We start from the raw sequence: 18233 nt of genomic DNA, 5'->3' as shown, positions 1-18233 counted from the left end.
AGCGTTCGAGGAGGGAGCGGGCGTCAGCGCTCCTTGACGTAGGGCACGCCGCCGGCCTTCGGCGGCCGCGACTTGCCGACGAAGCCGGCCAGGAGGATCACCGTCAGGATGTAGGGCAGTGCCTGGACGAACTGCGGCGGGATCTGCCCGATGCCCGGCAGCGGCGTCGTCTGCAGCCGGATCGAGGCGGCATCGAGGAAGCCGAAAAGGAGGCAGGCGAGCAGCGTCGGCACCGGCTTCCAGTTGGCGAAGATCAGGGCGGCGAGCGCGATATAGCCGCGCCCCGCCGTCATCTCGCGGGTGAAGCCGGCCGACTGCGCCATCGCAAGATAGGTGCCGGCGAGGCCCGTGAGGACACCGCAGATGATGACGGCGCGATAACGCAGCCAGGCGACCGAGATGCCGGCCGTATCGACGGCGCCGGGGTTCTCGCCGACCGCCCGGAGGCGAAGGCCGAAGCGCGTGCGATAGAGCACCCACCAGGTGAAGGGGACGGCGAGGAAGGCGAGCCAGACCAGCGCGTTCTGCCCCGACAGGAGCCCGGAATAGAGGAAGCCGACGACCGGCACGTCGCGCAGGGCCTCCGCGCCGGGCAGCTCGATGCCGAGGAAGCGCTGGTCGGGGCCGAGCGGCGGGGTCACGCCGCCCTGCATGAACCATGCGCTGCCGAGAATGATGGTGAGGCCCGAGGCGATGAAGTTCAGCGCGACGCCCGACACGATCTGGTTGCCGCGATAGGTGATCGAGGCAAGGCCATGGACCAGCGCGAACAGGACGGCAACGCCGACGCCGGTCAGGAGACCGAGGATCGCCGAGCCGGTGACGGCGGCGGCCGAGGCCGAGGCGAAGGCGCCGGCCAGCATCTTGCCTTCGAGGCCGATGTCGAAGACGCCCGAGCGCTCGGAATACAGCCCGGCGAGCGCCGCGAAGATCAGCGGCGTCGAGAGGCGGATGGTGGAATCGAGGAGATTGAGGAGACCGGCGAGATCCATCAGCGTGCCTCCCCGCCGGACGGCTTCGGCCCGGTCTCTCGCAACCGCAGGAACCCGTACATGACCCCGACGCCGGGACGCAGCATGTTCTCGAGCGCGCCTGCGAAGAGGATCACCAGCCCCTGGATGATGACGATCATGTCGCGCGAGATGGTCGGCATGTCGAAGGCGAGTTCCGCCCCGCCCTGGTAGAGCGTGCCAAAGAGAAGGGCGGCCGGGATGATGCCGGCCGGATGCCCGCGGCCCATGAGGGCGACGGCGATGCCGACGAAACCGGCGCCGGCCGGGAAATTCAGCTGGAGCCGGTACTGGTCGCCCATCACCGAGTTCAGCGCCATCATGCCGGCAAGGCCGCCCGAGATCAGCATGATGGTGACGACGAGGCGCGTCTCATTCATGCCGGCGTAGCGCGCGGCGGACGGCGAGAAGCCGAGCGTGCGGATCTCGTAGCCGAGCCGGGTTCGCCAGATCAGCACCCAGACGGCGAAGGCGGCGAGAAGCGCCACGAAGAACGTGACATTCAGCGGCGCGCCGCCGAGGTCGAAGCCGAGCGCATCGAACAGGCTGCCGAGCTTGGGCAACTGCCCGCCCGCATCGAACTGGCGCGTTTCGGGCTGCATCGTGCCGATCGGCCGTAAGGGGCCGACGAGGAGATAGACCATCAGCGCCGAGGCGATGAAGTTGAACATGATCGTCGTGATGACGACGTGGCTGCCGCGCTTGGCCTGAAGATAGCCCGGCAGGAAGGCCCAGGCCGCGCCGACCGCGAAGGAGGCGACCACCGCCAGCGGCAGGTTCACCCACCAGGGCAGCACCGAGCCGAGATTGAGCGCCACGAAGGCGACGCCGAGCCCGCCGACATAGGCCTGCCCCTCGCCGCCGATGTTGAAGAGACCGCCGTGGAAGGCGACGGCGACGGCAAGGCCCGTCAGGATGAAATTGGTCGTGTAGAACAGCGTGAAGCCGAAGCCCTCCCCGTAGCCGAAGGCACCGCGCAGCATGAGCCGGGCCGCCTCGACCGGGCTTTCGCCGACGGCCAGCACCACGAGCCCTGCCACGAGGAACGCGACGACGACGTTGAGAAGGGGGATCACGCCATGGTCGATCCAGGCGGGCAGCTTGGCATAGGGTCGGCTCATGCCGGCTCCTCGGAAGGCGGGGTCAGGTCGATGCGCCCCTGCGCGTCGAGCGGAAAGAACGGGTTGTGGGCGAGTTCCCAGAGATGGCCGTCCGGATCGGCGACATAGCCGGAATAGCCGCCCCAGAAGACCGTCTCGGGGCGCTTCACGGCGTCGCCTCCGGCCGCGATCGCTGCGGCGAACAGCCGGTCGGTCTCGGCCTCGGACGTGAGGTTGATCGCGAGCGTCATGCCCCGGAAGCGCGGCAACGGCCCGGCGTTGAGGCCGGCGTCTTCCGCGAGGTCGTTCAGACCGAAGAGTGACAGGACCACCCCCTCCCCTTGCAGGAAGACGACCTTGTCGTTTCCGGCGTCCGTGCGCGTCCAGCCGAGCGCCTCGTAGAAGCGGGAGGATCGCGAGAGGTCGGCAACGCCGAGCGTGATGAGCGAGACGCGCGCGTCCCTCATTCGGCGGCCTCGAGGCGGGTCTCGCCGGCCATCAGAAGGCCGATCTCGCCCTCGTCCGCCTCCGGCCCGACCTCGCCGACGATGCGGCCGGCGAACATGACGAGGATGCGGTCGGCGAGCGAGCGGATCTCGTCGAGCTCGACCGAGACGAGGAGCACGGCCTTGCCGGCGTCGCGCATCTCGACGACGCGGCGGTGGATGAACTCGATCGCGCCGACGTCGACGCCGCGCGTCGGCTGGCCGATCAGGAGCACGGCAGGATCGCGCTCCATCTCGCGCGCCAGCACGATCTTCTGCTGGTTGCCGCCGGAGAAATTGGCGGTGCGAAGGTCTGGCGACGGCGGGCGGATGTCGTAGGCGGCGATCTTCGCCTCGGCGTCCCGGCGCATCGCCTTCGGGTCGAGGAACGGACCGGAGCCGAGGCTGGGATCGCGGTGGTAGCCAAGGACGGCGTTCTCCACCTCCCGGAAGGGCAGGACGAGACCGACATGGTGCCGGTCCTCCGGCACGTGCGCGAGCCCCTTCGTCCGCATCTCTGCCGGATCGAGCACGCCGGTCGGATCGAGCGCCTCGCCCTTCAGCCGCATCCGGCCCCGTTCGGCGCGGCGGATGCCCGACAGCGCCTCCAGAAGCTCGGACTGGCCGTTGCCCGCGACCCCGGCGATGCCGACGATCTCGCCCGCGCGCACGGCGAAGGACACGTCGTCGACCATCGCGACGCCGCGCCCGTCGCGCACCGACAGTCCCTCGACCTCCAGAAGCGGAGCGCCGGGCGCCGCCGGCTTCTTGTCGACACGCAGGAGAACCCGGCGCCCGACCATCAGTTCGGCAAGTTCGCCGGCGCTCGTCTCACGCGTCCTGCGCGTCGCGACGATCTCGCCGCGACGCATGACCGAGACGTTGTCGGTGACGTCGAGGATCTCGCGGAGCTTGTGGGTGATGAGGACGATGGTCTTGCCCTCGGCCCGCAGTTGGCGGAGCACGGCGAAGAGCTGGTCGGCCTCGGCGGGCGTCAGCACGCCCGTCGGCTCGTCGAGGATTAGGATCTCGGCGCCACGATAGAGCGCCTTCAGGATCTCCACCCGCTGCTGAAGGCCGACGGGCAAGGTCTCGACCACGGCGTCCGGGTCGATCGCCAGCCCATGCTCCTTCTCGAGGCGCAGAAGCTCGGCGCGTGCGCGGCGGATGCCGGGCGACAGGAGGCCGGACTGCTCGGCGCCGAGCATGATGTTTTCCAGGACCGTGAAGGGCTCGACCAGCATGAAGTGCTGGTGGACCATGCCGATGCCGGCCGCGATCGCCGCGTTGGAATCGGGGATCGCAACCGGCTTGCCGCCGACCCGGATCTCGCCCTCGTCGGCCTGGTAGAAGCCGTAGAGGATCGACATGAGCGTCGACTTGCCCGCGCCGTTCTCGCCCACGATCCCGTGGATGGTGCCCTTCTCCACGACAAGGTTGATGTCGCGGTTGGCGCGCACGGCGCCGAAGGTCTTGGAGATGCCGATCAGCTCGATCGCAGGGGTCATACCGATCCCATCGCCGTTCTTACGTTTGCGTCAGGTTATCGATCCGCGCAGCGAAGCGCCAGACCGCCCGCCCCGCTGAAGTAGGCCGCACGAGGCCTTGATCCACAGACCGTGTCGGCCCCATGTGGCGAATCGAGACGAACCCGACGGTGCCCCTTGTCCGAAACGCCCAGACGCCCCCGCCAGAGCCTCGCCGACTACCGCGCCTTCGTCGACGTGACGACGCGATGGTCCGACAACGACATGTACGGCCACATGAACAACGCGGCCTACTACGCCTTCTTCGACACGGCGGTGACGAACTGGCTGTTCGGCACAGGCCTGTCGGCCGAGGATTCGATGTTCTTCGTGGCCGAGACCGGCTGCCGATACCTGTCGGAGGTCGCCTATCCCGATCGCGTTCGTGTCGGCCTCCGGGTCGGGCACCTCGGCACGACCTCGATCCGCTACGAGATCGGCATCTTCCGCAACGACGAGGATCTTGCCGCCGCCGAAGGGCTGTTCGTCCACGTTCACGTCGACAAGGCGACCCGCCGCCCGGCGCCGGTGCGGGGCGTTCTTCGCCGCGCTTTGGAGGCGCTTGCCGCATGAGCGACGAGACCCGCATCACCGAGCTCGAGATCGCGCTCGCCCACCAGACCCATACGGTCGAGGAGCTCTCGTCCGAGATGGCGGCGCAGGGCCAGCGCATCGAGCGGCTGGAGAAGACGCTGAAGGCGCTGGTCCAGCGGCTCCTCGAACTGGAGGAGAGCGCGACGCCGCGGGCGGAGATCACCCGGCCGCCGCACTACTGATCAGGGCAGCCGCGCCACGCGCTCGACGAGCAGCGCGTAGAAGGCGTCCGCATCGCCCGAGCGCACGAAGAACGCGTTCTTCGCTCGCTCGGTGACGCCCCAGTAGTCCACGACCGTCATGCCGCGCGTGAGCGCGCTGCCGGTCTCGACCTCGATGTTGACGCGTCGCCCCTCGAACATCTCCGGCTTCACGAGGAAGGCGGTCACGCAGGGGTCGTGCAGCGGCGCGCCCTCCCAGCCGAACTTCTGGAGATCGTAGACCTCGGAGAACGACAGCATCGCCGCGACCGCCGCGCCCGACTTGTTGCCGAGCCTGGCGAACGCCTCGTTCCGCGCCGGGGTCGAGTGCATCTGGTGCGTCACGTCGAGCGGCAGGACCGTGATATCGACGCCGCTGGCAAAGACCGAGGCCGCCGCTTCCGGATCGACGTAGACATTGAACTCGGCGGTCGGCGTCACGTTGCCGACCTCGAAATAGGCGCCGCCCATCAGGACGATGCCCTGGAGCCGCTCGGCGAGGTCGGGCGCCTTCAGAAGCGCCAGCGCGACGTTCGTCAGCGGCCCGAGGGCGGCGATCGTCACGCTCTTCGGCTCGTGCGAGCGCACGGTGTCGATGATGAAGTCGACGCCGTGGCCCTCGCGCAAGGGGTTGGCGGGCGGCGGCAGGTCGGGGCCGTCGAGCCCGGTCTCGCCATGCACATGCTCGGCCGTCACCAGCGGGCGCAGGAACGGCCGCTCGGCCCCGGCATAGACCGGGATGTCGGCGCGCCCGGCCAGCTCCACGATCCGCCGCGCATTGGCGGAGGCCAGATGCAGCGGCACGTTGCCGGCCACCGCGACGATGCCGAGAACGTCGAGTTCCGGCGAGCCGAGCGCGGCGAGGATCGCGATCGCATCGTCCTGTCCCGGGTCGGTGTCGAAGATGATCTTGCGCAAGGTGAAGCCTCCGTCATGTCGTTCACGCCGCGCATAGCATCGCGTGGCCCGGAACGCGAAACGGCGCCCGCAAGGGGCGCCGCCGGGGTCGTTCGAGACGAGCCGTGCCTTCAGTAGGGGCAGGCGTTGTCGTTGTTGTAGTTGTGGACCTTGATCGTGCCGGCGATGATGTCGGCCTTGGCCTTCTCGACCGCCGCCATCATCTCGGGCGTGATCAGCGCCTTGTTGTTGTCGTCGACCGCGTAGCCGACGCCGTCCTCCTTCAGGCCGAGCGTCTGCGTGCCGGCCGTCCACTGGCCGCCCTGCGCATCCTTGAACGCCTGATAGACGGCGTTGTCGACGCGCTTGACCATCGAGGTCAGGACCTTGCCGGGATGCAGCATGTTCTGGTTGGAATCGACGCCGATGCCGAGCTTGCCGGCGTCCGCCACGGCCTGCAGCACGCCGATGCCGGTCGCCCCCGCGGCGTGGAACACGACGTCCGCGCCCTGGTCCATCTGCGAGCGGGCGAGTTCGCCGCCGCGCACCGGATCGTTCCAGGCGGCCGCCGTCGTGCCCGTCATGTTCTCGAGATATTTGGCGTCGCTCTTGGCCGCGAGCACGCCGCCCTTGTAGCCGCAGGCGAAGTTGCGGATCAACGGAATGTCCATGCCGCCGACGAAGCCGACCGTGCCGGTCTGCGACTTCAGCGCCGCGAGCATGCCGACGAGGTAGGACCCCTCCTCCTCCTTGAAGAGGATCGAGCGCACGTTCGGCCGGTCGACCACGGTGTCGATGATGGCGAACTGGAGGTCGGGATATTCCTTCGCGACGTTCTCCATCGCCGCCTGCTGGGCGAAGCCGACGCCGATGATCGGCGAATGGCCGTCGCGCGCGAAGCGGCGCAGCACCTGCTCGCGCTGCGTCTCGTTCTGCATCTCGAACTCGCGATACGCGACGCCCGTCTCCTTCTTGAAGCGCTCCGCGCCGTTGAAGGCCGCCTCGTTGAAGGACTTGTCGAACTTGCCGCCCAGATCGAAGATCACGGCGGGCTTGAACTCGGCGGCAAGCGCGTGGCCGGCAAGGCCGATCGTGCAGGCGGCCATCAGGCCGGCGAGAAGATGCTTCATGGGTCGGGTCATGTCCCTGTTTCGCGAAGACGGCTGACGGCCGATCCCGCGGCGTATCCCGCAAATGAAAAGGCCGGCCATGCCGTCCGTCGGACTGGCATGGCCGGCCGCCATACTCAACTCAAATTCCCGCGCCCCGCAAGGGCGCGAGGAGGCGGCTTCCCCGCCTATTCGGCGGCAACGGCCCCAAGGCCGACCGGGCAGCTGACGCCCGTGCCGCCGAGCCCGCAATAGCCGCGCGGGTTCTTGGCGAGGTACTGCTGGTGATAGTCCTCGGCATAGTAGAACTCGGGCGCCGGCAGGATCTCGGTCGTGATCTGCCCGCGATGCCCGGCTTTCGCGAGGGCCGCCTGATAGGCATCGCGCGCGGCTTCCGCCGCCTCGCGCTGGTCCTCGTCCGTCCAGTAGATGCCGGAGCGATACTGCGTGCCGACATCGTTGCCTTGGCGCATGCCCTGCGTCGGATCGTGCGCCTCGAAGAACGTCTTCAGCAGCGTCTCGTAGGACACCTTCGCCGGATCGTAGGCGACGAGCACAACCTCGTTATGGCCGGTGCGGCCCGAGCAGACCTCCTCGTAGGTCGGATTGGGCGTCGAGCCCGCGGCGTAGCCGACCGCCGTCGTGACGACGCCCGGCAGTTGCCAGAACTTGCGCTCCGCGCCCCAGAAGCAGCCGAGGCCGAAAATCGCCGTCTTTGTGCCGGCCGGGAACGGACCCTTGATCGGCGCGCCCGACACGAAATGGCGCTCGGCGGTCGGGATCGCGGTCGGGCGGCCCGGCAGCGCCTCCTCGGCGGTGGGGAGCGTCGTCTTCTTCATCAGTCGGTCGAGAAAGGACATGAATTTCACCTCTGGGTTCGCGTAACGCGGCGCGGCGGCCGGCCGACGGCTAGAAGGAGTACCCCGGCGAGGCCGAGGACAATGGATGCGGGCTGGCGGCCGATTTCGGTGGCAAGGCTCGCGCCGCGCCCTTCGGACGCGAAGACGCCGCTCGCCGCCACCGCGTTGCTCGCCGCGTCGAACACGGTGAGACCGGCCATGCGCGCAGCGGTCTCGAGCGGCATCAGGGTCGTCGCGCCCGATGCGAGGGAGCGCGCGATGTCGCCCACCGCGAGCGCCGTCGCGGCCGCCAGAATCAGGCATCCGGCAACGCGCACCACCCAAGCCAAAAGCCGCATCGCTTCGTCCTCCTCCGCCAAAGGAACGCGGCGCGATCGACCAGTGGCCGCCGCCGCTTCGACCGGGCCAGCATGATAGCCCGCATATGGTGTCGCCTCACGCGCCTCGCAACGTCGTCCGACACCTCGCACCGCAGGCATATGCAGCCGAACACGAGCGCTCTGGCGACGAAACCGCTTGCCAGACGAAGCGTTCCAGTGATAGTCCGCGCCACCGTACCGGCGTCGGCCCGAGCCTCCAAGGCTTCCGATCCGCGGGTCAGGAGGGGTGGCCGAGTGGTTGAAGGCGCACGCCTGGAAAGTGTGTATACGGGAAACCGTATCGGGGGTTCGAATCCCCCTCCCTCCGCCAGTTTTCATCCACCATTGACCGCCAGATCGCTTGTGTGACAGGACTTGCAGCGTTCCCAGCCGACAGGCGGGATCGAGCGAGGGCCGAGCCGTGAGACATTCCGTGCGACATTTCGAGCGTCAGGCGATCTAGCGTGACGCGCTCGAAGGATCTCAAATGGTTGAAGCGGCGGGACGGCCGATGGCACTACGAGCGCCGCGTCCCGACGAAGTTCGCCGACAAGGATCCACGCAAGCAGGTTCGGATCAGCCTCGAGACCGACGACCTCGCTGAGGCCGTGGTCGCGCGAGACCGCGTGAACGACGCTGTCGAAGGATACTGGGCGTCGCTGGCCAAAGGCGCAGACCCGAACGCTCGCGCCCGGTACCAAGCGGCCGTCGACCGCGCCCGACTGGAGGGTTTCATCTATCGCCAGCCGGCAGCGCTGACTTCGCTTGACCTCCCCGACCACGAACTGATCGCGCGGCTTCGAAAGCTTGGGGTCGCCATGGAAGGCGACGGCGCGACCGATGGGCCGAAGATCCCCGTCGATGAGAAGCAGCTTGTGGCCGCTCTGACCGGGGCCGTGCCCGAGCCGGCCATCCTCCTTTCCACTCTCGTCGAGGAATATGAGAAAGCCACCCGCGACGAACGGCTGACCATGTCCGACATGCAGGTGCGGAAGTGGCGCCTGCCGCTCCACCGCGCCGTGCGCAACATCATCAGCGTTCTGGGCGACAAGCCGATCGCGGACCTTTCGCGCTCGGATGCGGTCGCGTTTCGGGATTGGTGGTTCGAACGCATCCAGGAGGAAGCCGAGAACGCGGAGGAGAGCACCGTCGCCGGAGGGAAAACGAAGAAGCCGCGACCGCTTAAGGCCGAGACAGGCAACAAGGATCTCACTCACATCGGGAAGATGATCGCCAAGGTTTCGGATCGGCACGATCTCGACCTGCCGCGCCGTTTCCGAGGCCTGCGGTTCTCCGACGAAGGGGACGACGAAAAGCGGCCTCCCTACTCCGCCGACTTCATCCGCGACAAGCTGCTGGCACCCGGCGCATTGGACGGGCTAAACGAAGCCGCCCGCGGCGTGGTGCTCACAATGGTCAACACCGGTGCCCGCCCGAGCGAGCTGGCTGCGCTGCGCGTCGAGGACATCCATCTCGAGGCGGACATCCCGTTCATCACGATCATCCAGTACCGCGGTCGGAAGCTGAAAACGAAGTACTCCGCGCGCGACCTGCCTCTTGTCGGACCTTCGCTCGATGGCGCCCGCCTGCTGCTGGCGGCCGGCGGCATTTATAAGGACCAGGGTGGGACACTCTCAGCGACGGTGAACAAGTTCCTGTCGGAAAACGACCTGCGCGAGACCAAGCGGCACACGCTCTACTCCCTCCGTCACGGCTTCAAGGATCGGCTGACAGACGCGGACGCGCCGGACCTCATCGATTCTGAGCTGATGGGCCACAAGTTCGAGCGGCCGGACTATGGCAGCGGACCCACTCTCGCGAAGAAGCTGGAGTGGATCCTCAAGATCGCGATCTATCCGACCGCGCAAGATTTCTAGCCTACATGTCGCGAACATGGGCGAAGGGTTGTCGCCCTTCGACGGGTGACGGTTGACAAAACGAGGTGAATTTCCGATATGGTTGCACAGACGAGCGAGCAACCACCGAGGGTGTAATGACTACCGTAGATCCCCGCGAGTTCCTCCTCGATCAGTTTCCCCGCAAGCACTGGCCGCTGATTCCCACCACGTTGAAGGCCGCATACAGCGCCGCGGATGCGATGATCAAAGAGCAGCCGATCCTCCAGGTGCAGAGCGCTGCTGACAATCGTGGACGTGTCGTCACCTGGGCGACCGATCGGGCTTTCGAGCAGCTTGTTAAAAGCGGACGCCTCCCGTTCGAATGCCGATGGAAGCCATTCGCCAAGCCGACCGGCAGCTACTTGGAGATCCAGCTTTCGCATTCCGTTTTGTCGATCAGTCAGGTGGCGATCCGCGAGAAGCAACCGCGATCGGTCCGCTTCCGTGAAAACGGGCGGTTGAACAATCAGCCGATGTTCGACCTGCCGGAATTTGAGGAGGAGGAGCGGGTCAAAGGCCTGCCTCACCTGCTCCTAGTTCATGGCCACCGTAGCCTTGACTTCGCGCACTTGGCAGTGCCTCACCCGCAGCATCATCGTGACTACAGGTTCAGATCGGACAATCTCCTGCACTTGGTCCATGAGGTCCCCACGGTCGGACCGGACGTGGAAGACACCGAGTTCGAGTTCACCGCGACGGACCTTCTGAAGCAAGACATCGAGAAGTGGCAGAGAGACAATGGCAGTTGAGGGTAATGTCGTCCGTTTCGCCCATCCTGGCGCCGGCGCGCCAGAGCGGGCGCGGAGGCTTGTACCCGGACGGCTGCTCGAGGCGAGGCTTGCCAAGCGCCTGAACCAAACTGAGTTGGCTGCCAAAGTGGGCGTGAGCCGCCAGGCGATCTCCTACTACGAACTAGGCGAAAAGTTGCCGGAGCCGGACACTGTCCGCGCTCTGGCGACTGCTCTGGATCAGCCGATCTCTTTCTTCACGAGGGAAACCTCGGCGGGGTTCGGCGAGCACAGTGTGAACTTTTTCCGCAAGGTGGGAGCTGACACCAAGCGACGAAATCTAGCCTGCGAGGTGTTAGCTCGCTGGTTCTCGCAGACCGCCTACGCCTTCGACGGCTTGGCGAATTATCCGGCTGTCGACCTTCCCAGTTTCGAGCCTTCAGATGCCAAGTCGCCTGGCTATGAGGGTGAGGAGATCGAGGAGATCGCCGAAGCGGTTCGCAGTCGTTTTGGTCTCGGCTTGGGCCCGATTTCCAACGTCGTCCGGCTGCTCGAAGCCAAAGGCGTGATCGTTTGTCGCGTGCAGATGGAGGGAGAGAACGTTGAAGCCTTCTCCTTCTGGAGCGGCTCCCGACCGTTTGTCTTCCTGGCATCTGAAAAGGGAAGTGGTGCTCGCGCCCGTTTTGATGCAGCACACGAGTTGGGTCACCTCGTCCTGCATCGATGGATTGGAGCCGACGAAATTGAGGACAAGGTACGCCTGAAGGAGATCGAGCGCGAGGCCGACCGCTTCGCTTCAGCGTTCCTGCTCCCTCGGAAGTCGTTTCCGAACGAGGTCTACTCCCCTCGCCTAGGTGCCTTCGTCGACCTGAAGGCTCGATGGAAGGTTTCGATCCAATCGATGATCTATCGGTGCAAGACGCTTGGAATCTTCGACGACCTGCAGGTGACAAGCCTTTACAAGCAGATCTCCGCCAAACGGTGGCGAACGATGGAACCTCTGGACGGCCCTGCCGGGTTGCCGATCGAGCAGCCTATCCTTCTTCGGCGTATCGTAGAGCTGATCATCGAGACAGGTCGAATGCAGCGTGAGGAGATTGCTCAACTCCTCGCATTCTCTCCAACGACGGTTGAGCAACTGACAGGCCTACCCAGCGGGTTTTTGACCAGTCCTGTACAGACCGTTGATTTTCAACCGTCGTTGAAGCCGGTTCGATAGTGTTCCGCGCGCTGCGGTAGGAGCGCCTCCTCCTACCGTGGCTTCACCTCGCTGCGCCGACGCTCCTCCTGTCGCTCCAGGATCTCGCGCATCACCCGGATATTGGCCGACTGGTCGTTGACCGTCGCCTCGAGGTTCTTGATCGCCTCGGCCGTCGTCTTCGCGCTCTGCTCGGTCGCGCCGACGCGGAACGACAGCTCGTCGAGCTTGCGGATCTGGCCGTCCATCGCCGAGAGGCGGGCATCCACCGCCCCTTCCCGGTTTCGCACCTCGGCGAGACGCTCCTTATGCAGCGTCTCATGGGCGGCGACCCACGCGTCGCGCGCCTGCGAGCGCGTCGCGATCTCGCGATCGATGCGGGCGATGTCGTTGCCGATGCCGTTCCAGGCGCTGATGCCTGAGGCGAAGGCCACCGCCAGTCCGAGGGCCTGCGCGATCGCGACAAGGTGCTTAGTCGAGATCGTCATGCCGTCCTGCTCTTCGACCGGCTCCGGCCGGTCGTGTTCCGTGTCGCTCATCGCGCGCTCCTAAGGATGGTCGGCAGGGGCGGACTGCCCCTGCCGTTCGAGAGCGGCCGCGGCACCGGCCAGAGCGTCATGCCGTTCCCGGCAGGCGCCCAGAGCGAGACGGTCCTGGCCCCAGAGCCGGACCGTCTCAGTCGTCGTCAGATCACGCGCAGGCAGCGGCACCGCCTCAGCGCATGGCAGCAGGAGGACCTGCGGGATGGTCGCGAGCCTCGGCGCGACCGATGGGGTCGAGCGCGTCGCGCAGGCCCCTAGGAACGGCAGGACGGCAAGCGCCAGCGCGAGCTTGTGGTGCGGCTTGGGGTAGAGCTTGGACACGGGCGTCCTCCTGGTCGATGGCCGCCTCAAGGGCGGAGACACGCGCCGCGTCGACCGCGGCGCGCTCGTGGTACCGGCGCTCGATCGTGTCGATCTCCAGCTGGGCAGCGCGCCGGTCGGCTTCGATCCGCGCTTCGGCCTTCCGGCGCTGCTCCTCGTGGACGATGCGCTCCTCGGCCCGGCCGGCCTCGCGCGCCGCCGGCAGCGAGACGGTCTCGGCATAGAGCGCGGAGGCGGCCCAGCCGAGCATCACGCCGAACACGACCGCGATCGCCGCTTTGATCGCCTCGAAGGCGCCGATCATGCTTGGCCCCCTGCGGGACGCAGGCGCACCGTCTGTCCGGCCAGCGCGTGCTCGCTGTGGCCAAGGAACTCGATCTGCCCATCAGTCACGAAGGAGTGGCAAAGGGTCCCCGTGCCACGGACGACAAGGGATGGGCGAAAGGTCGGCCGGTCATAGTCGCCGTTGAACGACCAGCAGCCCAACGCGTTGCCCGGATCCGTCGTGACCATGTGCTTGCGATCGCACCCCGGACAGTGGAATAGAAGCCCACCCCCTCGAACCGTTCGAAGAACACCGCGCGCGGCCATCAGCCAAGCCCTCGCAGGCACAGCGCCCGCTCGCTGATGAGGCCCGGCAAGCCATTCACGCGGCGGTTGGCGAGGCCCTTCACGATCTTGCCGCCGGCGAAGACCCAGCGGCTGAGTTCGTTGCAGGCTCCGCGGAGATCGCCGGCCTTCACCTTGCGGATCAGAGACGAGCGGCATGCCGCGCCGGTGCCGACGTTGTAGGCCCAATCGTTGATGGCGACGTAGGTCTCTCCCGGCACCTTCAGCAGCTCGGGCGCGCAGGAGAGCATGCGCGCCTCGTGCTCGAGGATCTGACGACGCAGGCGCACCTCGCAACCGGCCTTCGTCTCGACCATGCCGGGTTTCACGCCGTAGGTGTCGCCCTGGCAGATCGTCCAGACCGGCGGCTGAGCGATCGTGTCGAGATAGGCCTTGTAGCTCGTGCCCTCCCAACCCGCCGTGTAGGTCGTGGCGAGGGCCAGGAGCGCAGCGCCAGCTGCGCCGCCGGCGAGGTAGCGGCTTTTCACGCGGGCGACGCGCCCGCCCTTTCCCGCGGCGCTCACTGCTCGTCTCCCGAAATGGACGGCTGCGGCAGGAGCCGCGCGACGAACGCCGCTGCCGAGCACAGGCCGGACAGGACGGCGAAGGTGCGCGCAGGTAGGCCCAGCGCGTCTTCGAATGCAGGCAGGGCGACATCGATCGCGATGAGCGCGAACGTCAGCGCGATGAAGCGCAACGACCAGGCACGCTTCAGCAGCTGGCGCCAGTTGGCGACGAGGGACATAGGTGCTCCTTAAACGACGAAGCCCGGCACGATGGCCGGGCTTGCGGTTGGGTAGTCGGGTCGGCTGGACGTCACATCCCGCCGTACCGTTGCAGGTTGAAGCGCTCGGCGACGATGCGCCCGGCGTTCTCCGAATGGGTGTAGGTCTCCAAGAAGACCTTCGACGATCGCCAGCCGCCCGCCTCCATGGCCGTCTTGATCCCGAGCCCGAGGTTCATGGCGTTGGTCGCAAACGAGTGACGGCCGACCGAATGCGTTGGTCGGAAGTCGATCTCGGCCCGCCTGCAGACGGCGCGGATGCGCTCGTTCACCGAGGCGCGGTTCGTGTAGCGGAACACACGCTCGCCCTCGCGCAGGCCGAGATTGTGCAGGCGGAAGACGAGCTCGTCGGTCAGGACGCGCTTTTCCATGCGGTCGGTCTTCGTCCGCACCAGCGTCGCGGTGCGGGTGCGGAAATCGACCCACTCCCCGGTCAGCTCGATCGCCTCGGAGACGCGCGCGGCCGTGTGGTTCATGAAGATGACGAGCGCCGACAGGTGGTAGAGCCGGTCGGCGTCCGACTGCGCGAGGAAGGCGGTCAGCCAGGCGGCGTTGACGGGCGAGTGCTTCGTCGAGCGCGGCGCCTTGAACTTGCGGATGCGGAGCGGCGGCGCCCAGCCCATGTCATGGGCGTGGAACATCACCGCGCTGGCGGGCGTGACGGCCTGCCGGTTGCGGGTCGACGGCATGGCGTCCGGATAGAGTTTCAACGCCATTTCGCGGATCGCCGCCGGTGGGATTTCGATCAGGAGCCGATCGCCGAGATGCGCCCTGATCCTCGGCAGGTATCGCGCCTCGCCGCCATGCTTGATGTAGCTATCCGCCGCCTCATCGAAGGTGACCTTCGTCGCTCCGAACCCGACCATTTCGCACCTCTTCATTGTGGAGTAACGTCTATGCGTTATAAGTAACGCATATGCGAAACCCCGCAACGACGAGCGCGAGGAGTGGTTAACGTGGGACGACCGAAGCTCTGGCACGAGACCATGCTCCTGAAGATGCCCCAGGGCGCGAAGGGCCGGATCGACGCGGTCCTTCGCGACGGCGAGGACCGTTCCGATTTCCTGCGGGAGGCGCTGGAGAAGGAGGTCACCCTCCGCGAGAAGACGCTCGCGAAGGGCCGGAAGGCCACCGCCAATTGATGCAGGGTTGACTCTATCTTCTAGCGCGCGACTTTCTCGCTCATCGCGTGGTGCTCCACCTAGCTCGGCGCGAAGACCTATCCGTCTGTTCAAGCACGCTCAGACGGATAGGTCGCCATTTGAAACGCAGCTAACTCTGGTCACGAAAAAGCCCGCCGCGGCAAACCGGGCGGGCCATTTGCTTGGATAGGCGCTGACCGTCAGGCGATCAGGTAGTCACCGAGGCTTGCCGGGGTGACACCCTGCAGGACGATCGTGCCGCCGCCCGACAGGTCGAACACCGTCGAGCCGTTGACCTCCGAGACCGTGAAGGTCTGGCCCTGGAAGTCTAGCCGGTCGCCTTCGGACTGGTTGAAGTCGACGATGATGTCGTTGCCCGAGTTCGCCGCGAAGCGGAACGTGTCCGCGCCGCCGCCGCCCGACAGCGTGTCGTTGCCGAGATCGCCCCAGACCTGATCGTTGCCGAGGTCACCGAAGACGAAGTCGTCACCCTGACCACCGCGCACCTCATCGTTACCCTGGCCACCGCGGACGGTATCGTTGCCCTGGTTGCCGTTGACGAGATCGTTGCCCTGACCGCCGTTGATGTTGTCGTCGCCCATGCCCCCGAACACGACGTCGTTGCCGCGGTCGCCGAACAGGGTGTCGTTCCCCATACCGCCATAGACCTGGTCGTCGCCCTGACCGCCGTAGAGGACATCGTCGTCCTGGTTGCCGTTCAGGATGTCGTTGCCCTGGTTGCCGAAGATCGTGTCGTTGCCGGCACCGCCGGACAGGACGTCCGGGCCGTTCGAGCCATCGAGAAGGTTCGGGCCTGCGAGCGGATCGCCTGGCTGTGCGACCACCGGAACGGAGAGCGTCACGTCGTTGCCATCGCCGCCACGGTAGCTGATGGTCGTCGCGACACCGCCGATCGTCACTGTCGAGCCCTCAGCGAGCCCTGCGAACGTGCCGGACACCGCGTCTGCACCGTCATTGGAGATCAGCACGAAGCTTTGGCCAACCGTCGGCACGAAGCTGCCGAACTCGCTGGCGTCCAGCGTCGCACCGCCGAGGGTAACGGTGCCTGTGACGTTGACCTGATCATAGGCCGTCGCCGATGACCCGCCGATCTCAGCCTCGAAGAAAGCACCGCTCACAAGCGTCAGATCGCCCGTCGCCAGCGAGCCGGCCGACGCTCCGATACCGTCTGCGAAACCGGCTGCACTGGCGCCTAGCGTGCCGCCGGCGAGAACGGAAAGCGTCCCTGCCAGCGTGCCATCGCCGCCGAACGTCGCACCGCTATCGACCGTCGTCGAGGCGGAAGCTGTCGAGCCATCGACACGTAGCGTGCCCCTATCGACCTGCGTTGCACCAAGATAGCTGTTTGCTCCGGAGAGAGTGAAAGTCCCGGTACCAATCTTCGTCAGAGACCCATTCCCAACAACACCACCAAGATTCCCGGCGAAAGTGTCCGTGGAGCCATTGCGGCCCGTCGTTATCACTGAACCAGATGTAACGATTATCGAAGCCGAACCGGACACATCATTCAGTGAGCCGACCTCGAAAGATGATTGAGCCCGGAATGTGGAGAAATCTTCAAGTGTCAGGACAGTGTCCGCTGCAATCTGATTTCCCGACTGAATGACAAAATCAGCAAAGTCTCTGACAGTAATCGTCTTTGAATTGAGGATCGAGCCCGTCGCACCAATCTGAAGCGACGTGCCGGCACCTACGACTTGAGTTTCGCCGGAATACGTATTCACACCATCGAGAGCTATTGCAAAACCGCCAGTCGCGGTTACAGAACCCGCAGCGGTCACATCGTGGATGATGTTTGTTACGGTTCGGCCATCACCGTTGCCATCTAGTGTCAGCGTGCCGGTGATGCCGATGCCACCGTTCAGCGAGCCCTGCGTCGCGCCGCTTCCCAGCGCAAGCGTGTTCGTCCCGCCGGTGAACGTGATGGCATCGGCCTGGCCGCCGAGCCCTGTGCCACCGGTGATCGTGCCGGTGTTGGTGATCGTCAGGTTCGAGCCGACAACGCCAGCGCCGCCTGTGCCAGCAACGCCCGCGCTGCCGTTTACGCCACCCGAACCGCCCGCACCACCATCGCCACCCGTGACGGTATTGCCGATCGTCAATGTCTTAGCATCGCCAGCAAAGAGACCGATACCACCTGTGCCGCCGTTACCGCCGAACGAACCGATGGAACCGCCCGCAGCACCGCCTGCACCGCCGTTGCCGCCAATCAGTTGGCCGGTCGTCAGTGCATAGTTGCCGCTATTGTCCAGAACAAGCGCGTATCCGCCGGCTCCGCCGCCGCCGCCGCCGCCCTCTCCATTGCCTGCACCACCGGATCCACCCGAGCCTGCCGTGTGAACCCTGGTACCATCGCCCAAATCTGCGTCAAGCGAACGATATATGGAGGTGCCGCCGCTGCCGCCGCCGCCGCCCGCGCCGAGGTTGGTCGCTGACCCGCCATCGCTGCCACTGCTTGCATTGACCGCACCCGCGGTAAGGACAATTGCTCCGCCGCCATTTCCGCCGCCAGCCCCACCGCCCCCGGAACCAGCTCCTCCCATTCCCCCATCACGAGATAAGGTGAATCCAGCACCGCCGCCGCCGCCGCCGGCCCCTACACTTCCGCTAGTTGAACCATCGGCGCCGTTAGAGGCGCTGTTACGAGCAAATCCATCCTGTCCGCCGAGTCCCCCACCAACGCCGCCCGAGCCGTTGCCGCCGTTACCGCCTGCCATGCCAGCCTCCCAACGCAGGCGCCCCGCGCCCTCTTCCGTTGCGTTAGCTTTAGACGAGTTGTCAGCGGTTCACGATGACTAAAAGCGCACACGTACTGGTGTCATTTGATCCGGAGTTGACTCCGCCTTGAAT

The 18233-nt window shown here is 66.2% G+C and carries 21 protein-coding genes, 1 tRNA gene and 1 pseudogene; 8 read left to right on the top strand and 15 right to left on the bottom strand.

From position 1 onward, the window contains the following. Positions 1–23 precede the first annotated feature (23 nt). Genes ACLNGM_RS10270 through ACLNGM_RS10255 form a run of 4 tightly spaced genes read right to left on the bottom strand, consistent with a single transcriptional unit; the run spans position 24 to position 4103 of the window. Positions 24–992, bottom strand: coding sequence for an ABC transporter permease (locus tag ACLNGM_RS10270; protein ID WP_090966552.1), 969 nt, complete (start codon positions 990–992; stop codon positions 24–26). Next, positions 992–2131 (bottom strand): ABC transporter permease, encoded by a 1140-nt coding sequence (locus ACLNGM_RS10265; protein WP_416358257.1) that lies wholly within the window; start codon positions 2129–2131, stop codon positions 992–994. Before ACLNGM_RS10265 ends, ACLNGM_RS10270 begins: the two co-directional genes overlap by 1 nt. Then, on the bottom strand, positions 2128–2577 hold the full coding sequence (locus ACLNGM_RS10260; protein ID WP_090966548.1) for a VOC family protein: 450 nt from the start codon (positions 2575–2577) through the stop codon (positions 2128–2130). Before ACLNGM_RS10260 ends, ACLNGM_RS10265 begins: the two co-directional genes overlap by 4 nt. Then, positions 2574–4103, bottom strand: coding sequence for an ABC transporter ATP-binding protein (locus tag ACLNGM_RS10255; RefSeq protein WP_416358256.1), 1530 nt, complete (start codon positions 4101–4103; stop codon positions 2574–2576). Before ACLNGM_RS10255 ends, ACLNGM_RS10260 begins: the two co-directional genes overlap by 4 nt. Positions 4104–4259: 156 nt before the next feature. Between ACLNGM_RS10255 and ACLNGM_RS10250 the strand changes: the two genes are divergently transcribed. Both ACLNGM_RS10250 and ACLNGM_RS10245 read left to right on the top strand, forming a co-directional pair. Then, positions 4260–4694, top strand: coding sequence for an acyl-CoA thioesterase (locus ACLNGM_RS10250; RefSeq protein ID WP_416358255.1), 435 nt, complete (start codon positions 4260–4262; stop codon positions 4692–4694). Then, positions 4691–4897 carry a SlyX family protein gene (locus tag ACLNGM_RS10245; RefSeq protein ID WP_090966542.1) on the top strand — a complete coding sequence of 69 codons (207 nt, stop codon included), beginning with the start codon at positions 4691–4693 and terminating at the stop codon, positions 4895–4897. Before ACLNGM_RS10250 ends, ACLNGM_RS10245 begins: the two co-directional genes overlap by 4 nt. Here ACLNGM_RS10245 and ACLNGM_RS10240 read toward each other — a convergent pair whose 3' ends face one another. From ACLNGM_RS10240 to ACLNGM_RS10225, 4 genes are all read right to left on the bottom strand, one after another. Beyond that, on the bottom strand, positions 4898–5833 hold the full coding sequence (locus ACLNGM_RS10240; protein WP_416358254.1) for a nucleoside hydrolase: 936 nt from the start codon (positions 5831–5833) through the stop codon (positions 4898–4900). A 110-nt stretch (positions 5834–5943) separates the two neighbouring features. Further along, complete coding sequence (locus ACLNGM_RS10235; RefSeq protein ID WP_416358253.1) at positions 5944–6942, bottom strand: BMP family lipoprotein; 999 nt, start codon at positions 6940–6942, stop codon at positions 5944–5946. Between the two features lie 167 nt (positions 6943–7109). Continuing rightward, a complete protein-coding gene (msrA, locus tag ACLNGM_RS10230; protein WP_416358252.1) occupies positions 7110–7781 on the bottom strand; it encodes a peptide-methionine (S)-S-oxide reductase MsrA in 672 nt (223 codons plus the stop codon). A gap of 5 nt (positions 7782–7786) precedes the next feature. Beyond that, positions 7787–8119, bottom strand: a complete 333-nt coding sequence (locus ACLNGM_RS10225) for a hypothetical protein (RefSeq protein ID WP_416358251.1) — start codon at positions 8117–8119, stop codon at positions 7787–7789. Positions 8120–8381: 262 nt separating this feature from the next. Here ACLNGM_RS10225 and ACLNGM_RS10220 point away from each other — a divergent pair. The 5 genes and pseudogenes from ACLNGM_RS10220 to ACLNGM_RS10200 all read left to right on the top strand — a co-directional run bounded on the left by ACLNGM_RS10220 (position 8382) and on the right by ACLNGM_RS10200 (position 11985). Further along, a tRNA-Ser gene (locus ACLNGM_RS10220) sits at positions 8382–8471 on the top strand. 133 nt (positions 8472–8604) lie between these two features. Next, a pseudogene (locus ACLNGM_RS10215) lies at positions 8605–8742 on the top strand (DUF6538 domain-containing protein); the annotation flags it as partial. 24 nt (positions 8743–8766) lie between these two features. Then, positions 8767–10017 carry a molecular chaperone gene (locus ACLNGM_RS10210; protein WP_416358546.1) on the top strand — a complete coding sequence of 417 codons (1251 nt, stop codon included), beginning with the start codon at positions 8767–8769 and terminating at the stop codon, positions 10015–10017. Between the two features lie 116 nt (positions 10018–10133). Next, the gene (locus ACLNGM_RS10205; RefSeq protein WP_416358250.1) at positions 10134–10787 is read left to right on the top strand and encodes a hypothetical protein; all 654 of its coding nucleotides are present in this window, start codon (positions 10134–10136) and stop codon (positions 10785–10787) included. Further along, on the top strand, positions 10777–11985 hold the full coding sequence (locus ACLNGM_RS10200; protein ID WP_416358249.1) for a helix-turn-helix domain-containing protein: 1209 nt from the start codon (positions 10777–10779) through the stop codon (positions 11983–11985). The genes ACLNGM_RS10205 and ACLNGM_RS10200 overlap by 11 nt, the downstream gene beginning before the upstream one ends. A 32-nt stretch (positions 11986–12017) precedes the next feature. Here ACLNGM_RS10200 and ACLNGM_RS10195 read toward each other — a convergent pair whose 3' ends face one another. The 6 genes from ACLNGM_RS10195 to ACLNGM_RS10170 all read right to left on the bottom strand — a co-directional run bounded on the left by ACLNGM_RS10195 (position 12018) and on the right by ACLNGM_RS10170 (position 15086). Continuing rightward, positions 12018–12503: a hypothetical protein gene (locus ACLNGM_RS10195; protein ID WP_416358248.1), complete on the bottom strand. Its 486-nt coding sequence runs from the start codon at positions 12501–12503 to the stop codon at positions 12018–12020. 175 nt (positions 12504–12678) lie between these two features. Next, positions 12679–13131: a hypothetical protein gene (locus ACLNGM_RS10190; protein WP_416358247.1), complete on the bottom strand. Its 453-nt coding sequence runs from the start codon at positions 13129–13131 to the stop codon at positions 12679–12681. Next, complete coding sequence (locus ACLNGM_RS10185; RefSeq protein WP_416358246.1) at positions 13128–13340, bottom strand: DUF6527 family protein; 213 nt, start codon at positions 13338–13340, stop codon at positions 13128–13130. The genes ACLNGM_RS10190 and ACLNGM_RS10185 overlap by 4 nt, the downstream gene beginning before the upstream one ends. Before the next feature lie 77 nt (positions 13341–13417). After that, complete coding sequence (locus tag ACLNGM_RS10180) at positions 13418–13960, bottom strand: lysozyme (protein WP_416358245.1); 543 nt, start codon at positions 13958–13960, stop codon at positions 13418–13420. Then, positions 13957–14181: a hypothetical protein gene (locus ACLNGM_RS10175; protein ID WP_090966524.1), complete on the bottom strand. Its 225-nt coding sequence runs from the start codon at positions 14179–14181 to the stop codon at positions 13957–13959. The genes ACLNGM_RS10180 and ACLNGM_RS10175 overlap by 4 nt, the downstream gene beginning before the upstream one ends. Before the next feature lie 71 nt (positions 14182–14252). Further along, positions 14253–15086: a tyrosine-type recombinase/integrase gene (locus ACLNGM_RS10170; RefSeq protein ID WP_416358244.1), complete on the bottom strand. Its 834-nt coding sequence runs from the start codon at positions 15084–15086 to the stop codon at positions 14253–14255. Positions 15087–15176: 90 nt separating this feature from the next. Between ACLNGM_RS10170 and ACLNGM_RS10165 the strand changes: the two genes are divergently transcribed. After that, a complete protein-coding gene (locus tag ACLNGM_RS10165) occupies positions 15177–15362 on the top strand; it encodes a hypothetical protein (RefSeq protein ID WP_416358243.1) in 186 nt (61 codons plus the stop codon). A gap of 200 nt (positions 15363–15562) precedes the next feature. Here the strand turns inward: ACLNGM_RS10165 and ACLNGM_RS10160 are convergent, their stop codons facing one another. Next, on the bottom strand, positions 15563–18100 hold the full coding sequence (locus ACLNGM_RS10160) for a hypothetical protein (protein WP_416358242.1): 2538 nt from the start codon (positions 18098–18100) through the stop codon (positions 15563–15565). Positions 18101–18233 lie beyond the last annotated feature (133 nt).

Source organism: Aureimonas phyllosphaerae (assembly GCF_047943035.1).
Lineage (GTDB): Bacteria > Pseudomonadota > Alphaproteobacteria > Rhizobiales > Rhizobiaceae > Aureimonas > Aureimonas phyllosphaerae.
This window is presented reverse-complemented; position numbering and strand designations above follow the sequence as displayed.

Excerpts from the sequence above, each read along its gene's own strand:
- ACLNGM_RS10270 (WP_090966552.1), bottom strand. The coding sequence starts at position 992 with ATGGATCTCGCCGGTCTCCTCAATCTCCTCGATTCCACCATCCGCCTC.
- ACLNGM_RS10265 (WP_416358257.1), bottom strand. The coding sequence starts at position 2,131 with ATGAGCCGACCCTATGCCAAGCTGCCCGCCTGGATCGACCATGGCGTG.
- ACLNGM_RS10260 (WP_090966548.1), bottom strand. The coding sequence starts at position 2,577 with ATGAGGGACGCGCGCGTCTCGCTCATCACGCTCGGCGTTGCCGACCTC.
- ACLNGM_RS10255 (WP_416358256.1), bottom strand. The coding sequence starts at position 4,103 with ATGACCCCTGCGATCGAGCTGATCGGCATCTCCAAGACCTTCGGCGCC.
- ACLNGM_RS10245 (WP_090966542.1), top strand. The coding sequence starts at position 4,691 with ATGAGCGACGAGACCCGCATCACCGAGCTCGAGATCGCGCTCGCCCAC.
- ACLNGM_RS10235 (WP_416358253.1), bottom strand. The coding sequence starts at position 6,942 with ATGAAGCATCTTCTCGCCGGCCTGATGGCCGCCTGCACGATCGGCCTT.
- msrA (WP_416358252.1), bottom strand. The coding sequence starts at position 7,781 with ATGTCCTTTCTCGACCGACTGATGAAGAAGACGACGCTCCCCACCGCC.
- ACLNGM_RS10225 (WP_416358251.1), bottom strand. The coding sequence starts at position 8,119 with ATGCGGCTTTTGGCTTGGGTGGTGCGCGTTGCCGGATGCCTGATTCTG.
- ACLNGM_RS10205 (WP_416358250.1), top strand. The coding sequence starts at position 10,134 with ATGACTACCGTAGATCCCCGCGAGTTCCTCCTCGATCAGTTTCCCCGC.
- ACLNGM_RS10200 (WP_416358249.1), top strand. The coding sequence starts at position 10,777 with ATGGCAGTTGAGGGTAATGTCGTCCGTTTCGCCCATCCTGGCGCCGGC.
- ACLNGM_RS10195 (WP_416358248.1), bottom strand. The coding sequence starts at position 12,503 with ATGAGCGACACGGAACACGACCGGCCGGAGCCGGTCGAAGAGCAGGAC.
- ACLNGM_RS10190 (WP_416358247.1), bottom strand. The coding sequence starts at position 13,131 with ATGATCGGCGCCTTCGAGGCGATCAAAGCGGCGATCGCGGTCGTGTTC.
- ACLNGM_RS10185 (WP_416358246.1), bottom strand. The coding sequence starts at position 13,340 with ATGGTCACGACGGATCCGGGCAACGCGTTGGGCTGCTGGTCGTTCAAC.
- ACLNGM_RS10175 (WP_090966524.1), bottom strand. The coding sequence starts at position 14,181 with ATGTCCCTCGTCGCCAACTGGCGCCAGCTGCTGAAGCGTGCCTGGTCG.
- ACLNGM_RS10170 (WP_416358244.1), bottom strand. The coding sequence starts at position 15,086 with ATGGTCGGGTTCGGAGCGACGAAGGTCACCTTCGATGAGGCGGCGGAT.
- ACLNGM_RS10160 (WP_416358242.1), bottom strand. The coding sequence starts at position 18,100 with ATGGCAGGCGGTAACGGCGGCAACGGCTCGGGCGGCGTTGGTGGGGGA.